This is a genomic window from Fictibacillus nanhaiensis (assembly GCF_049537595.1).
Lineage (GTDB): Bacteria > Bacillota > Bacilli > Bacillales > Fictibacillaceae > Fictibacillus > Fictibacillus nanhaiensis_F.
Genome location: NZ_JBMULM010000001.1, coordinates 201,185 through 216,076, shown reverse-complemented (window position 1 = coordinate 216,076; position 14,892 = coordinate 201,185). Strand labels below are relative to the sequence as shown.

Here is a 14,892-nt window from a genome sequence, read left to right as displayed (position 1 = left end):
ACACTTGAAAAAAATGACCCTAGAAATAGAACTAGGGTCATTTCACTTATAAATTTAACGAAGAAGTTGAAGAACTCCTTGGGGTTGCTGATTTGCTTGAGCCAGCATTCCTTGAGCTGCTTGAGAGAGAATGTTGTTCTTAGTGAACTCCATCATTTCTTTCGCCATCGTGCGAACATACACTTTCATGTATGACTAGACTATATCTTCACCCTCTGTCCTCTAAATAGAGCGTAGGGGCTGGGCACTTCGGATCTGCAAACATCTCTCAAATGTTGCTTCACCTACGGATTTCATCACCATAACTTGTAAACGCTTTAGGTGGTATATCCTAGTCGTTGAACCTTCTCCAGAGTTTCCTCACAGGAGCTTGGCGGCTGATTGCCCAATCTCTCTTCTTTTTAGCCCATCACGCTTGCCGTTTCCAGCTACGTTGTGGGGAAGACAGCTTAAGGACTTTCCAGCCATTCACCCAGTAGTAATCACTGACCGTTCCCAGTCAGGACGACTGTGCCTATTTCTACTAATTAAGCAGCTAAGGCATAATCCACGTCACGGACACGAGATTCCGCAGCCGTTAAGTTTTCTGATGCGTTATTTAAGTTATTAATAGTGTGTTCTAAACGATTTTGATTTGCACCAAGTTTTGATCTTGCTGCAGAAACCTTCCCAATTGCTGTGTCTACTAAAGCAATATCGATATCAAATTGTGCTTTTGTACCGTCTGGGGCAATAACATCTACACCTAAATCAGTTGCTCCAAATCCTTCAGTAGCTACTCCTGAGTCAATAAGCAAAGAAAGTTGTTGCCCAGAATTAGCACCAATTTGGAAATCTTCAGAGAAAGATCCATCTAATAATTTCTTTCCGTTAAATTCTGTACGAGTAGATATTCCAGTCAGCTCAGTATTTAACTCTCCGATTTCAGCTTGGATTGAAGCTAAATCTTCAGGTTGTAAAGTACCACCATTACCTGCTTGAACAATCAGTTCACGCTGACGTTGTAAAATGGAGTGAGTTTCACTTAAAGCACCCTCAGCTGTTTGAATTAAAGAAATTCCATCTTGAGCATTACGCGATGCTTGGTCTAATCCACGAATTTGCCCACGCATTTTTTCAGAAATAGATAGACCAGCTGCATCATCTCCAGCTTTATTAATACGAAGTCCAGAAGATAATTTTTCTAGTGATTTTGCTGTATTGGTACTGTTTGTTGATAATTGACGGTAAGTGTTAAGCGCTGCGATATTGTGATTAATTCTCATTTTTTATTTCCTCCTTGAATGTGTTCCTCCCACGTCCTTGTGGTTGGTTGGATGTGTTTTATTTCTTGGGAACTTACAGCCTTTTACGGCCGTTAAAAGTACTGCTTGTTCCTACATTCGTTATATCGGAGTAATTACAAACATCTTTAATAGTTTTACTTATTTTTTAACTTTTTTAATGCTTGAAAAGTGTTAAGTGAAGTGCTTGCTGCTTGGTTGTTCTCTTGTTGAATTGCTAAAAAGACTTCTTTACGGTGTATCTCTATATGTTTAGGCGCAGAAATTCCTAATTTCACTTGATCTCCATCAATTGATAACACGGTTAATTCAATGTCTTCACCGATTCTAATTGCCTCTTGTAATTTTCGGGTTAATACAAGCATTCCTTAACCCTCCTGTCCGACAGTGCTAGTTTCTAATAATTCATGTCTTGTTCGGTATTTGTTATCCGCAAGAATCACTTGTTTAGCTAGATTTTCTTTTACGTTAATCACTACAGGCGCCTGAAGATTACCTGTCGATTTTTCTAACGGTTCTTGCATCGTTAAGATGATTTGAACCAACACATCAGATTCTTCTTTTATATTTAATAGTTTTTGCACTGATTCTACTAATTCAAAATCATAATCCTTAAAGAATAAAAATGGATTTGTGGTAAAAAAAGCGAGTTCTTTATTGGATACCGATTGCAGGGTTGAAAATGGAGTCCCTTCCATAGGTAAAAGAACAAATTCTTTTTCGTTTTCAAAACCTGGTAATCCTTGTTCAAAATGTAAGATATCATTCTCAGATATCTCTATTATTTCTTCAAATTTTGTATAAAGTATCATAGCAATCATCCTTTACTTTTGTATTCTATGTCGTCCAGTTGATTTTTAAAGAAGGCATTTGTTCTATACTAATATTTACCTTACCAGGAGTATACTGATGCTGAGGTCTATTAACCGTAATATCAATCTCTGGTTTGTGAGTCTGCCAATTTAGTTGAACTTTACTAGGTTGATAATTGATTTTCACACTGTTTGCTCTCGGAATAAAGCCGATGTTAAACTCATACATCGGACTTTCACTATTCATTTTGGCATGTTCCGCTATTGGGTTGCCGCCGTTTTCTACTCTCATCAAGTCATCGCCTTCTTGGGACATCCGAGCCAGACCAGATAGCCAATCTTCATAACCTCTTTGTGCAAACTCTTCAATCCTGCGTGAAATGTGTTTTAAATCCATATCAGCCCATGCCTCTGTTTGATCAATCGTTAATTGACTTAGTGTTCGATTCACTTCTAGTTCTGCTTTTGGCTGTTTAATTTTCAAATCAGCGGGGGCTTGTTGAATTTCTTGAACAGGCTGTTGTATATCTAGACCTATTCTAGCATTCGTTGACTCTAGTCTAAGTTGAGGAACATTCATCATTAATCCCTCCAAAAGGTTTTTATTGCAAGAAAAGAGCTATCACAAGGATAGCTCTCTTTGGTTTATCGTAAAAAGTCCATAAGTGTCGGTTGCATAATGCGAGATCCTACTCCTAATGCCGCACGGTGCAAACTTTCTTGCATCTTTAAGTCTGTAATTACACGCTCGATATCTGCATCTTCATTATCAGAAAGTATTCGGTTAGCGATGACTTCTTGCTCTCCAACTCGAGCATCGATTAGTTCTACACGATTGTATCTTGCCCCTAATTCTGCACGTTCGGCAACTAAATTATTCATGTGAGAATCTAACTTATCTAGAAATCCACTAACATCTTCTCCTGAGGTTCCTTCTAGCGCTTTCAACAACTCATTGATATCTCCGAACAAACCACTTTCCGGTGTACCAGCTGTATGAGTAAATACATTTTTAGGATCAATGTTAACTGCTATTTCAATACCTTGAGATAGCTCAATATTAACTGGATTAGGATTTTCTGAAACGTAAGGTGTTTTGCTCAAATCAACTGGTTTATTCGTTGTATCATTCCCATTAAAAATGTACTTCCCAGCAACCTGTGTATTGGCAATAGAAACGAGATGATCTTTTAATTGCTCAATCTCTTTTCCAATCATGCCTTTTTGAGATTCTTCATACGTCCCGTTACTTGCCTGAACCGTCAGCTCACGAATTCGCTGCATGACACTTGTTGCTTTATCAAGAGCCGCATCTGAGTTCTCCATCCAGTTATACGCTTCAGATAGATTACGCTTGTACTGCTCAACCTCTGTTAAGTTTGTTCGGTATGTCATGCCTTTCATCGCAACGACTGGATCATCTGATGGACGGCTTATCTTTTTACCCGTTGTTAATTGTTCTTGTGTTTTGGCCATACTTTCATAGCTATTACTTATATGTCGCAGCATGTTACTAGATAACATCGATTGCGTTACGCGCATTTAGTTGCACCTACCTTCCGCCGACACCCAAGCCGTTAATGATTTTATCAAGCATCTCGTCTATTACTGTAATGTTTCGAGCAGATGCGTTGTAAGCATGTTGAAACTGAATCATATTCGTCATTTCTTCATCTAAAGAGACTCCACTTACAGACAAACGGCGTTGTTGAACGGAATCCGTCAATACAGCTGAGTTGTTTGTTAAACGTACCGCTTGCTGAGCATCAACTGCCATCTTACCAATTGCTCCTTCGTAAAAGCTTTGTAAAGATGACTTACTGCCTGGAAAATCTAATGGTGCATTCTTTACATCACCTAGGAGTAAAGCATTGCTCCCGTCCCCAGCAAATTGGTTAGTTGCAGCTGCAATGTTATCCAACTCTTTCATGTCATCATGAAGTTTTAGTGATTTTGCTGCACCTTTAGGATTTATCGGATCAGAGACACCTCCAAGATCGAAGAAATTATAACCGGTCGGAGCACCTGCCTCAATCTCCGATAGACTCCATCCATTAGCGTGAACTTCATTAAATTCTGTCGCAAACTGATAAGCCATTTGATCCAGGTTTGTAAGCATCTCTGGATAGATGCCTTTTACATTACCACCATCGTTATAACCGAATGATTCTATCAAACCTTGTAACTTACCACCCGCAAACTTACTAACTTCAATCGGATTACCGCCCACTTCAACGCTGTCCGCTAATCCATTACCACCTGCTGCATCATCATATTTAATTTCAAGGTGGTTAACCTGTCCTGTTGCGGAATTTACTAATGTGAACTCATTACCATCTTTATCTCTCATCTTAATATCATAAAGTCCAGCAGCTAGTGGATCTGGTTTGCCGCCGCTTGGCTTTGTAGTCACTTCTACATTTAGTAATGTGGATAAACGATCTACTAAACTATCTCTCTCATCGTAGAGTGTGTTTGGCAAATAACCGTGTGGCTCAACTTCACTGATCTGCTTATTAATGCTCTGAATATCGTCAAGAAGTGCATTAATTTCTTTTGTCGTGATATTAGCTTGCGACTTCAAGTCACTTTGTATCGAAGTTAATGAATTTGATAGATAATTAAATGTTTCTGCTACTGCCAAACCACGCTGACGCACAACTGATCTTGCACCGGAATCTTCAGGGTTAACAGAAAGATCTTGTAGTGATTGCCAAAATCGGTCAAGGGTTTTTGCTAAACCGTTGTCAGATGGTTCGTTCATGATGTCTTCCATCTTTTCAAGTGCTTCACTTCTAGCATCCCAATAGCCCAGCTTGTTGTTCTCTCCTCGAAATTGAGTATCAAGAAATCCTTCGCGAACACGCTGTACGGATCCAGCCGCTACACCGGTTCCCATTTGTCCTGGAATTTGTGGACGGTTCATGCTCGCTGCCGGATATGCTTCAGTTTGAACAAAGTTCACTCTTTGACGGCTATACCCTGGAGTATTCGCATTTGCTATATTATGCCCTGTCGTTTGAAGAGCGGTTTGCTGTGTAAACATTCCTCGACGGGCTGTTTCTAATCCATGAAAGGTTGAGCGCATTGTAATTCCTCCGTAGGTTTAAGCTTTAGAATCAAAAAGTGATGCTGTGTTATTCTGATAAAGATTTTTTTTCGCCTGGTTATACGTAACTGGTTCACTTTGAGGCTGCATCATACTAAGTGACATATTCACATATTGAAGTGACTGCTCGAGCAACCCCTGGTTAAGCTGATTTCTATTCTTTAAAGCATCATAGATATCAACCAGTCTGTTTTGTAGATTCAACAATCGTTCTTTTTCCGGTTCTTCTACTTGTTCTAAAACATCACCTAACGTGACATTCGCAAACTTAACAAGTCTTTCTTTTTCAATTTGTTGCAGTTTCTTCACTTGAAGATCTTCTTCTTTTAACAAAATGTCTAGTAATTTCATATCTCCTAATTTAAGCACTTCTGTTTTGCGTTCTCCGAGAGTTAGAAGATCTGCATGGGATTGAAGCAAACGTTCAAGAAGTGATGTCATCTGTGCCGTTTCCATGAAATCCTCCTTATACTTGCTTGTAGTATTGAATAATGGAAGCTGCTGTTTTAGAAATATTAACTTGATATGTTCCGCTATCCACGTGTTGTTTAATCTCATTCACTTTATTCATCCGGTCTTGTTCAAATTTTGAGGAAGATAAGAGTTTCTTTGCTTCATCAGAAATTTGAATCTCATCTTTTTTGTATGCAGCCTTAACATGATTATCTTTCATATGGGGCACCTGTTTTGTGTATGGGTTATTTTGAATAGAGTTGAAATGATTGATTCGCATTTTTAGTCACCTCATTTAGAGACTTTAATCTTATTTAGTGTATCGGCTAAATTATAAAATTCTTTAAGTGATGCAAAGAAATTAGGTTAATTGTCATCCGTATGGTAAGAAGGTAATGCTTCCTCCTGTTTCCTTCTAATTAAGTCCTCAATCGTTAGTTCCGATTTAATTCGAACTTTACACTCTTCGCATAAACGTCCATCGTTAATTGGTGCTTGGCAGCCATCACACGGATACGTAAAGTTCGGGTATCCTTTCACACGAATTCTTCCTTGGTGAATGAAATAGATGATCTTACTTTCAGCAACTGCCGTTGATTCACTTACTTCTACGATCGTGGCCTTTCGATTCTCACTTTTTCTAAGATATCGGTAGACCTTATCATAATCTTGTTCTTCTTCTCGAAAGCACACATCACACTGCTCACGTATGTACTTCACAAAAAGTTTGCCGCACTGCGGACAGTTCATCAAATTGTCCATATCGCTTCCCGCTCCTTAACACTTCTATCTTCTGTATATATCGGATTTGAGTGAGCGAGTTTTAACAGGTCATTCGTTTTATTTATCGTGCTAGGGTAATGGACGAAACTTCTTTCGCGCCTCCTTCAATCAGGACTTTCACCGCATAACGCAAAGTACTTCCTGTTGTGTACACATCATCCACTAAAATGACTTTCTGATCTTTCACTTTTACAGAATCTATTACTTCAAACGGATTCTTTTTTTGAGATAACCGTTCTTCACGTGTTTTCTTACTTTGTTTCTCTTCATGTGTTTTTCTCTTTAATAGTTGTTCTACTGGCTTTTGAATTCCTCTTGCCAAAAGTTCAGCTTGATTAAATCCTCTTTCATAATGTCGCTCGTCACTTAAAGGAATGGGAACAATGATTGCATCATGGGAAATCTTTTTGAACTCTGAACTCAGCACTGGGTAAAAAGCTTTAACTATTTCAGCATCTCCACGATATTTCAGCTTGGCTATCATTTCTTTCATATAGTCGTTATAGACATAAAGTGACCGATTTTGCTGTAGAACGCCGGTCCATATATCACTTTCCTCCCACCGAATGCAGTCAAAGCAACAATCATCCTGTCGATATTGCTCGGGAAATACTGAAAAATCACGACCGCATATTCTACAAATCTCACCTTTTATTCTTATTAATTTCCCATCACAGTCCTGGCACAACAATGGGGATGCCTTTAAGCCAATCAGCGCTTCCCATGACCAAGCTTCAGAATATGATTGATGACAGTATAGGCAGTAACTCAAAGTCCAGCCTCCTTATTCATGTTCTTTATATGGTTGATTGCTTGTATCATGCTTAGTGATTTTCCGTAATGAAACAGAAGTACCTTACCGTTATAATCATCTTTACTTCTCCCTGCTCTTCCTGCTATTTGAACGATAGCACTTTCTGTGAACACATCGTGATCCGCCCCAAAAATGGCTACATCTAAAAATGGAACAGTAACTCCACGTTCTAAGATGGTTGTAGTCACTAGTAACTGAATGTCTTCATTCCTAAATTGAGACACTTTTTCTTTTCGAAGTGAATCTTTTGAATGAACACTGTCAACGGATACATCAACTTCCTTCCTTATCAGTTCTGTGAGCTTTTCTAAAACCGATACTGAAGATACAAATATCATTGCTCGTCGTCCACTCTCAACTTGAGCATTCAACCACTTAAGAAATGGAGCAGGTAGTTTTCCTCTTTCTAACTTCTTCTTCCACTCACCACCCCAAACCATTTTTGGAACAGGTAATGGAAATCCATGAAACCGTTTTGGGATTTTCACACATGGTAAATTCCCGTTCATCACAGCATTTTTCATCGTTCTAGAAGGAGTTGCAGATAAATAAAGAAGAAAGTGTTTTGGTGTAACGGCTTTAGATACTGCATGCTGAAGGGTTTTATCGTAGGAATAGGGAAAGGCATCGACTTCATCGACGATCATGATGTTAAACGCTTGTTTAAAACGGTACAACTGATGTGTGGTTGAGATGACGAATTGCACTGGTGTTTCACGTTCTTCTGATCCACCATAATAACTGGCAACCATCGTGTTTGGAAAAACCGCTTTTAAACGAGGAGCTAATTCTAGTACAACATCTGTTCGAGGCGTTGCTATACAAACACGAAGTCCGAGGTTTAATGCTTTTTCAATCCCTTGAAACAGAACTTCAGTCTTACCAGCTCCACAAACCGCCCAAATCAAAAGTTCACTCTCACTTCCGATAGTGTCCGCAAACTTTCGAGAAGCCACTTGCTGGCCAATCGACAACTCACCATTCCAGTGTAGATTATTTTCACGAGACCACTTCACTTCAGGTCCACTCCAGGTCACTAACGGCGTACACTGGCTCACTCTTCCCATCATGATACAATTCCGGCAGTACGCACAGTTTTCACTTTTACAGCGAAAACATGAAAACACCGCAAACAAACGGCTCGTTTCATTTCCGCATCGACTACATAGATAACCGTTAGAAGTTTTACTAATACCAATGGAATATTTCACATAACCATTTTCATAATGCAGTTGAATTTGATCTACTGTAAAAGCTAATTCATCAAATAGAAGTTTCTTACCATAGAGAATTTGTTGAAGTTTCTCATCATACTGAAAAGGTGGGTTTAAAGGAGGTTGCTCTAATACAGGAAGTTCACTAAAAGGGACTGCTTTCAAAGAGAAATCGTTCACAAGGGTTTCAGGAGTTATTGTTAAACGGTTGTTTAAAAAAAGGGAGACAAACCTCATCGTGTTGTCTCCCCTTGTGTTAGAGATTTCATTTTCATCTCTCCAATGATTATTCTTTTATCCAAGTAATGCCGAGTGAACCTTCACCTAAGTGAGTGCCGATTACCGGTCCGAAGTAGCTAACCCAGACGTCTGCGTTTGTAAACTTTTCACGCAGCTCGTCAGCGATCTCAACCGCTTCATCTTCACGCTTAGCATGAATCACACTGATTTTTACTTTGTCATTCGGCTTTACAGTCTCATCCATGATGTCGAAAATACGTTTTAAAGCTTTTTTCTTCGTACGTACTTTTTCAAACGGAACGATCTTTTTGTCTTCAAAGTGAAGAATCGGTTTGATTTGAAGTAGATTTCCTACAAAAAGCTGTGCGGTGTTCAAACGACCACCACGGTGAAGATGATTTAAATCATCAACCATGAAGTAAGCTGGAATGCCATTGTTCTTCATCTGCAAAAGATGATTCATAATGTCATAACCGTTCGAGCCTTCGCTTGCTAGTTCTGCAGCTTTTAACACATAAAAGGCTTGAGGTGAACAGCTGATCTCTGAATCAAATACATGAAGCTTGATTCCTTCAACCATCTCGCCGGCTGCTACTGCACTTTGATACGTTCCGCTTATCCCACTCGATAGTGTGATCATCACTGCTTCATCATAGTTTTGAGAAAGCTCTTCTAATAGTACCACAAGCTCACCGATTGCAGGCTGTGAAGTTTTCGGAAGGGCTCCTTCTTTGCCAACCATGTCGTAAAAATCGTCTGCTTTTATTTCAGCTTCTTCTTTGTATGTTTCTTTATCAAAAACCACGTTGAGCGAAATCATTACAATATTTTTTTCGTTGCGGATATGTTCGGGTATGTAGGAAGTACTGTCTGTAATGACGGCTACCTTGCTCATATTTTTAGTCCTCTCTTATGCCAAAAATCTTATTTTTTTCTCCTCTAACAGTGTACACCATCAGAAAAAGTAATTCACTAAATTCAAATTTACTTACACTAAGTATTCTCTTTTTTCTTCAACTATCCTTTATGAGCTTTTCACCTGTTTTCGGCATAACGAAAAAGCACCGTACAATACGGAACGATTTTGCATAGAGGAAATTACTAATTTCGGTTTGTTAGGAACAAATTTTTCGAGATTTCCATCCATTTTTTGAAGATATGGAGATAGCTCTCTTCCCACTCCACCGCCTAGTAGAATTACCTCAGGATTTAGAATGGCAGTCATGTTGATTACAGCAGAAGTAATATGATCAACAGCTTCATTAACTATATGAATCGCCGCTTCATCCCCTTTTTCCACTAAGGAAAATAATTCCTGTGCTGAAACGAGCTTCCCTGTTTTCTTCTCATATTCATGTGCCATTCCAAATCCGCCAGCTTTTGAACTAAGAAAGCCATATCCTGAACGAGCTGGTTGGAACCCTTCACGTAGAACAGATTTATCCGTTATCATGTAGGCTGCTTCTCCAGCAGAAAACTGATGCCCTTCATATATTTCACCATTTAAAAAGAGACCAACTCCAATACTCGTTCCGATCATCATATAAATAGCATGCTGAACGTATTTCAGTCCGCCTGCTTCAACTTCACCTAACAAGCCGGTGTTGACGTCATTTCCTATATAAACAGGAACCCCTAACAACCTCTGAAGCTTTTCTTTTATAGGATAGTGATCCCACTTTAAGCTCGGAGCTTTCAGCACAACTCCATTTTCCACATCAACGATTCCTGGCACACCTATTCCTAATCCGTAGACCTCTTCAAACAAAATCCCGCTATCATCCATTTTCCTTCTTAATTCCTCTGCCACATGTTCTGCTAAATCACCTTGCATCACTTCCATTGTATGTAACATACTTGTTGAAAGAAGATTTCCGCTGGAGTCAAACAGTCCACACTCAATTGAAGTGCCTCCTATATCAACCGCTAATACATACTTTTTTACCAAGTTAAATCACCTCCAAACCGTTTTCTACACTGTTGTTCATTATTAAGCACACGAATAATTAATCTTTTGAAAAGTTTTTTTCGAATGAAGAAGGATTTTGTCGGATATGGAAGAAATTAGAATGTGAGACATGTTTTAAAGGAGGGCTAGGACCATTGGATCATAATCTATATATCGTAATACTCTCTCTATTCGTTTGCTTTCTGTTTGCCTTAATCTCACTGGATTGGGCCATTCGGCGCACAGAAGAGCAAAAATCGCAGCAACAATTCTTACTGATAGGTTCTGTTACAATGGGCATTGCAGTATGGGCAACGCACTACATGGGAATGTTATCCGTCCAAAGTCCTGTTCTGGTGAATTATAATTTTTTAATCGTTACCGCAGCACTCGCTGCAGGTATTTTCTTCTCTTATGTATCGTTCTTACATTTTACCTCTCAAAGACCGCAGAATAAACTCTTTGTACCCGTTAGTTTATTTAGCATCGGCTTAGTGTCTGTTCATGTGATTGGATTGTTGTCCATGCACATGCATATGCCAATGGAGCCTAATCTCTTATTTATCATTCTATCCATTTCTTCCGCTTATAGTTTTTCCTTGCTTGGTTTTTATCTTCTTACTTTAAGAAATTTTTCAGCAAAAGTTGTTTTGTCCAGTCTTTCATTCACACTAGGCGTTAGTCTGATGCACTATATCGGGGAGATGGGGTTAATCGCTGGAACGCCTACTTTCGATTGGGATAGCAGTTTTCCGATCAATAATATCAACATGACCGCTACTTTACTTGTATTCGGTGCGACAACCGTCGTATTGATTCTATACATTTTAGAACAGCGAAACCAAAAGAGACTCGTTGAGCATCAATTTCAACTACTTGAATCTGAGCACCGATATAACTCACTATTCGAATTGAATCCTGAAGGCGTTTTTGTGATCGGACCCGATTTGAATTTTATTAAAGTAAATCAATCTCTTGTACAGATTACTGGCTATTCACTGGAAGAGCTGCACGCTATGCCATATACGAATCTTTTAAAAGAAAATGAAATCTCAAATTCACTTCATTACTTAACCAGAGTGATTGAAGGCGAAACAATCAAACACCCACTTACGATCATTCATAAACAAGGACACGAAATAGAGCTCGATATTACGAGCATCCCTTATTCAATAAGAAGTGATATGACCGCAGTGATTGGAATCGCAAAAGATATGACCGCGATAAATGAAGCCCTAAACTTTAAACAAAGAGCAAATACGCTCGCTTATGTCGGAGAACTTGCGGCGGGTCTTGCTCATGAGATACGGAACCCTCTAACTTCAATAAAAGGATTCGCCCAATTGTTTCAGTCACAAAATACAACAGCAGAAACGCACCATTTCCTAGGCATCATGTTACGAGAAACAGATCGGATTAACTTTATCATCAGCCAGCTTATGATACTTGCTCGACCACACATGATTTTAAAAAGTGATCATGACTTAAACGAGGTAATTAAACGCTCGCTTAAATTTATAGAAGAAGAAACAGACTTTGAAACCATCTCGCTACACCTCGACTTGCCAGATCAACCTGTTACCTTAAAATGCGAAGAAAATCTATTGGCTCAACTCATTTTAAATATCGTAAAAAATGCGTTAGAAGCGACACCTTCATGGGGAAATATCTCGCTTCAACTTAAACAAACGAAAGAAAATATCACCATCGCCATTCAAGATGATGGACCCGGCATCCCCGAGCACCTCCTATCAAAGCTCGGACAGCCGTTCTATACAACAAAAGAAGGCAACCCTGGACTAGGCCTCTTAATCTGCTACCAAATCGTCCAGAACCACGGAGGAAAGATGAGGATCGAGTCAAAAGAAGGCTACGGAACAAAAGTCTCACTAGAATTCCCAATAAGCGTTCCTTCAGAAGAAAAAGTCCTCGAAATGAGCTTGAGTTAATTCTTGCCTCTACTATAAGAATGTTGCTGAGAGAGTTTTTCATTCCTTAACTTCTCTGAAAGTTGATTGAAGCGTAAGGTGCGAGACTCCTGCGGGACAGGTGGGCAGGTGAGACACTTATACGTGAATCGTACGAATGTGGCTCACCGCCTGCCCCGCGGAAAGCGAGCAACCTGGAGCGGAAATCAACCTCTCTCAAGCATCCTTGAAAACCCTAAAACCACCCACAAAGATTTTCAATCATATATCCCCGCACCACCTCACTCGCTCCATAAACCAAAACAAAAAAAGACCTTCAAATCGAAGGTCTTTTCTCCTAAATAAATCAACGTACCTTAACCCAACCATTCTTGATCGCCTCAACAACAGCCTGCGTACGGTCATTCACATTCATCTTTTGCAGAATATTACTCACATGGTTCTTAACCGTCTTCTCACTAATATAAAGCTCTTCCCCAATCGTACGGTTGCTGCGTCCATCCGCCAACAACTGAAGAACCTCACACTCACGACGCGTTAAGATATGAAGCGGCTTACGGTACTCCACTTCAACAAAACCAGCTTTGCTCTGCTGTGTTTTATTCGTAGTCGATAAACGACGGAACTCATTCAACAGGTTATACGTAATCTTCGGATGAAGATAAGCGCCTCCATCCGCAACGACACGAACCGCTTCAATCAATGAATCAGCATCCATCTCTTTTAGGAGGTAACCAGATGCACCTGTTTGAACCGCATGTGACACATACGTCTCATCATCGTGAATCGAAAGGATAATCACCTTCGTATCAGGAGACTTCTCAACCAAACGGCGCGTTGCTTCAACACCGTTGATGTTTGGCATATTGATGTCCATCAATACCACATCTGGATTATGGTCTCGAACGATATTTTCCGCTTCTGAGCCATCATCACCTTCAGCAACAACAGAGAATTGATCCTCCATATCTAGAATACGTTTTACTCCTTCACGGAACAAACGGTGGTCATCGATAATTGCTATTCTTGTTTTCTCAGGTGCTGAGGCGTTATTTTCGTACACATTAACATTATTCATGTGTGAACCCTCCTAGTCTTGAATGGGAATTTGAATGTAAACACTTGTACCGAAGTTTATGCGGGATTTCACTTTTAAAGTTCCTTCGAGCAGTTCGACCCGCTCTCTCATCCCCATCATGCCAAAGGAATTTGATTTAGTAGGCTGTGCCATATCGAACCCTTTGCCATCATCTCGGATATATAATGAAATAAACTTTTGAGTAAACTCTAACTTTACCTCAATCAGTTTGGCTTCTGAATGCTTAACGGCATTGCTCACCGACTCTTGGATCAAACGGAAAATCGCAATCTCCATCTTATTCGGAAACCGTCGAGTCTGACCAAGCGCATGAAGCTCAACTTCTATACCAGTACTTTCTTTAACATTACGTAAATATTTGTCTAATGTCGGAACGATACCAAGATCGTCTAGGGCCATCGGGCGCAGGTCGTAGATAATTCTACGTACCTCTTTCAAGGAATTTCGGACCATAACCCGTAAATCTTTTATTTCAACACGGGCTGCCTCAGTTCCTTTTTCTACAAAGATTTTCTCTAACAGTTCTGAGCGAATTAGCACATTTGCCATCAATTGAGCTGGTCCGTCATGGATTTCACGTGAGACACGTTTACGCTCTTCTTCTTGAGCTTCAATAATTTGAAGTCCAAACTCTTGTTTTTGCTGAGCGTTTTGCACGAGTTCATTAATTTTTCTTAAATCACCGTTCAGATAATTTAAAACAACTGAAATCTGACCTGCCAGAGACTCTGCTTTTTGAACCGTTTCGTTCAACGCGCCAATTCTCCGCTCGAGCTCATCTCTTTTCTCTCGAAGCTGTTTCTCTGTTTGACGGATGATTGAAAGTTCAATCTGATACTTGTTTGCATTCTCATAGGCATCACGAATATCAGATTCGCTATACTTTTGAAAATGCTTGCTCACTTCTGCCAGTCTAGTTCGGGCAAGCTTTGCATATTCCTCGGTCCGGTCAGACTTATGAATAACCTCAATAACCTGCTGCTTCACTAGCTCAAGCTCACGTCGCAGCTGCTGAAACTCTTGGCGAGAATGTTCACTGATCTCAAAGATTTGTGATTGACTTGCCGTAACCGTATCGATGGTTTGATTTAGTATTCCGTCCAACAAATGTGGATCTATCGTTAACTTAGCTGCAGTCATGTAAATTTCCCCCAATTAAAACGATAAAGAAGTGTAGCCGGAAGTTCTAGAACCATCTTGCCTAATTTA

At 39.7% G+C, this 14,892-nt stretch carries 16 protein-coding genes and 1 pseudogene; 1 reads left to right on the top strand and 16 read right to left on the bottom strand.

Annotated elements, in window-relative coordinates:
- Nucleotides 1–54: 54 nt before the first annotated feature.
- The 14 genes and pseudogenes from ACOZ9X_RS00935 to ACOZ9X_RS00870 all read right to left on the bottom strand — a co-directional run.
- Nucleotides 55–168 (bottom strand): annotated as a pseudogene (locus ACOZ9X_RS00935) (flagellin); the annotation flags it as partial.
- Between the two features lie 359 nt (nt 169–527).
- Nucleotides 528–1,265: a flagellin gene (locus ACOZ9X_RS00930; RefSeq protein WP_423416640.1), complete on the bottom strand. Its 738-nt coding sequence runs from the start codon at nt 1,263–1,265 to the stop codon at nt 528–530.
- A gap of 155 nt (nt 1,266–1,420) precedes the next feature.
- The gene (csrA, locus tag ACOZ9X_RS00925) at nt 1,421–1,648 is read right to left on the bottom strand and encodes a carbon storage regulator CsrA (RefSeq protein ID WP_379675883.1); all 228 of its coding nucleotides are present in this window, start codon (nt 1,646–1,648) and stop codon (nt 1,421–1,423) included.
- 3 nt (nt 1,649–1,651) lie between these two features.
- Nucleotides 1,652–2,095, bottom strand: coding sequence for a flagellar assembly protein FliW (gene fliW, locus ACOZ9X_RS00920; protein ID WP_423416639.1), 444 nt, complete (start codon nt 2,093–2,095; stop codon nt 1,652–1,654).
- A 25-nt stretch (nt 2,096–2,120) separates the two neighbouring features.
- The gene (locus tag ACOZ9X_RS00915) at nt 2,121–2,678 is read right to left on the bottom strand and encodes a DUF6470 family protein (RefSeq protein WP_423416638.1); all 558 of its coding nucleotides are present in this window, start codon (nt 2,676–2,678) and stop codon (nt 2,121–2,123) included.
- Nucleotides 2,679–2,740: 62 nt separating this feature from the next.
- A complete protein-coding gene (gene flgL, locus ACOZ9X_RS00910; protein WP_423416637.1) occupies nt 2,741–3,637 on the bottom strand; it encodes a flagellar hook-associated protein FlgL in 897 nt (298 codons plus the stop codon).
- 10 nt (nt 3,638–3,647) lie between these two features.
- Complete coding sequence (flgK, locus tag ACOZ9X_RS00905; protein ID WP_423416636.1) at nt 3,648–5,183, bottom strand: flagellar hook-associated protein FlgK; 1,536 nt, start codon at nt 5,181–5,183, stop codon at nt 3,648–3,650.
- An 18-nt stretch (nt 5,184–5,201) separates the two neighbouring features.
- Entirely contained in the window at nt 5,202–5,660 is a 459-nt protein-coding gene (locus tag ACOZ9X_RS00900; protein ID WP_423416635.1) for a flagellar protein FlgN, read from the bottom strand.
- Between the two features lie 10 nt (nt 5,661–5,670).
- Nucleotides 5,671–5,937 (bottom strand): flagellar biosynthesis anti-sigma factor FlgM, encoded by a 267-nt coding sequence (flgM, locus tag ACOZ9X_RS00895; protein ID WP_423416634.1) that lies wholly within the window; start codon nt 5,935–5,937, stop codon nt 5,671–5,673.
- A gap of 86 nt (nt 5,938–6,023) precedes the next feature.
- The gene (locus ACOZ9X_RS00890; protein ID WP_423416633.1) at nt 6,024–6,419 is read right to left on the bottom strand and encodes a TIGR03826 family flagellar region protein; all 396 of its coding nucleotides are present in this window, start codon (nt 6,417–6,419) and stop codon (nt 6,024–6,026) included.
- 82 nt (nt 6,420–6,501) lie between these two features.
- The gene (locus ACOZ9X_RS00885) at nt 6,502–7,212 is read right to left on the bottom strand and encodes a ComF family protein (RefSeq protein WP_423416632.1); all 711 of its coding nucleotides are present in this window, start codon (nt 7,210–7,212) and stop codon (nt 6,502–6,504) included.
- On the bottom strand, nt 7,209–8,705 hold the full coding sequence (locus ACOZ9X_RS00880) for a DEAD/DEAH box helicase (protein ID WP_423416631.1): 1,497 nt from the start codon (nt 8,703–8,705) through the stop codon (nt 7,209–7,211). Before ACOZ9X_RS00880 ends, ACOZ9X_RS00885 begins: the two co-directional genes overlap by 4 nt.
- A 49-nt stretch (nt 8,706–8,754) precedes the next feature.
- Nucleotides 8,755–9,603 carry a DegV family protein gene (locus ACOZ9X_RS00875; RefSeq protein WP_423416630.1) on the bottom strand — a complete coding sequence of 283 codons (849 nt, stop codon included), beginning with the start codon at nt 9,601–9,603 and terminating at the stop codon, nt 8,755–8,757.
- A gap of 129 nt (nt 9,604–9,732) precedes the next feature.
- Nucleotides 9,733–10,656, bottom strand: a complete 924-nt coding sequence (locus ACOZ9X_RS00870; protein ID WP_423416629.1) for an ROK family protein — start codon at nt 10,654–10,656, stop codon at nt 9,733–9,735.
- A 155-nt stretch (nt 10,657–10,811) separates the two neighbouring features.
- On the opposite strand from ACOZ9X_RS00870, the gene ACOZ9X_RS00865 reads away from it, so the two are divergent.
- Nucleotides 10,812–12,605 carry an ATP-binding protein gene (locus tag ACOZ9X_RS00865; protein WP_423416628.1) on the top strand — a complete coding sequence of 598 codons (1,794 nt, stop codon included), beginning with the start codon at nt 10,812–10,814 and terminating at the stop codon, nt 12,603–12,605.
- Between the two features lie 325 nt (nt 12,606–12,930).
- On the opposite strand, the gene ACOZ9X_RS00860 is transcribed toward ACOZ9X_RS00865, so the two are convergent.
- Both ACOZ9X_RS00860 and ACOZ9X_RS00855 read right to left on the bottom strand, forming a co-directional pair.
- Complete coding sequence (locus tag ACOZ9X_RS00860; RefSeq protein WP_423416627.1) at nt 12,931–13,662, bottom strand: response regulator; 732 nt, start codon at nt 13,660–13,662, stop codon at nt 12,931–12,933.
- A 12-nt stretch (nt 13,663–13,674) separates the two neighbouring features.
- Complete coding sequence (locus ACOZ9X_RS00855) at nt 13,675–14,823, bottom strand: sensor histidine kinase (RefSeq protein WP_423416626.1); 1,149 nt, start codon at nt 14,821–14,823, stop codon at nt 13,675–13,677.
- Nucleotides 14,824–14,892: the final 69 nt, after the last annotated feature.

Bases quoted from the DNA above. Each gene is read 5' to 3' on its own strand.
- ACOZ9X_RS00930 (WP_423416640.1), bottom strand. From the start codon at position 1,265: ATGAGAATTAATCACAATATCGCAGCGCTTAACACTTACCGTCAATTA.
- csrA (WP_379675883.1), bottom strand. From the start codon at position 1,648: ATGCTTGTATTAACCCGAAAATTACAAGAGGCAATTAGAATCGGTGAA.
- fliW (WP_423416639.1), bottom strand. From the start codon at position 2,095: ATGATACTTTATACAAAATTTGAAGAAATAATAGAGATATCTGAGAAT.
- ACOZ9X_RS00915 (WP_423416638.1), bottom strand. From the start codon at position 2,678: ATGATGAATGTTCCTCAACTTAGACTAGAGTCAACGAATGCTAGAATA.
- flgL (WP_423416637.1), bottom strand. From the start codon at position 3,637: ATGCGCGTAACGCAATCGATGTTATCTAGTAACATGCTGCGACATATA.
- flgK (WP_423416636.1), bottom strand. From the start codon at position 5,183: ATGCGCTCAACCTTTCATGGATTAGAAACAGCCCGTCGAGGAATGTTT.
- ACOZ9X_RS00900 (WP_423416635.1), bottom strand. From the start codon at position 5,660: ATGGAAACGGCACAGATGACATCACTTCTTGAACGTTTGCTTCAATCC.
- flgM (WP_423416634.1), bottom strand. From the start codon at position 5,937: ATGCGAATCAATCATTTCAACTCTATTCAAAATAACCCATACACAAAA.
- ACOZ9X_RS00890 (WP_423416633.1), bottom strand. From the start codon at position 6,419: ATGGACAATTTGATGAACTGTCCGCAGTGCGGCAAACTTTTTGTGAAG.
- ACOZ9X_RS00880 (WP_423416631.1), bottom strand. From the start codon at position 8,705: ATGAGGTTTGTCTCCCTTTTTTTAAACAACCGTTTAACAATAACTCCT.
- ACOZ9X_RS00875 (WP_423416630.1), bottom strand. From the start codon at position 9,603: ATGAGCAAGGTAGCCGTCATTACAGACAGTACTTCCTACATACCCGAA.
- ACOZ9X_RS00860 (WP_423416627.1), bottom strand. From the start codon at position 13,662: ATGAATAATGTTAATGTGTACGAAAATAACGCCTCAGCACCTGAGAAA.
- ACOZ9X_RS00855 (WP_423416626.1), bottom strand. From the start codon at position 14,823: ATGACTGCAGCTAAGTTAACGATAGATCCACATTTGTTGGACGGAATA.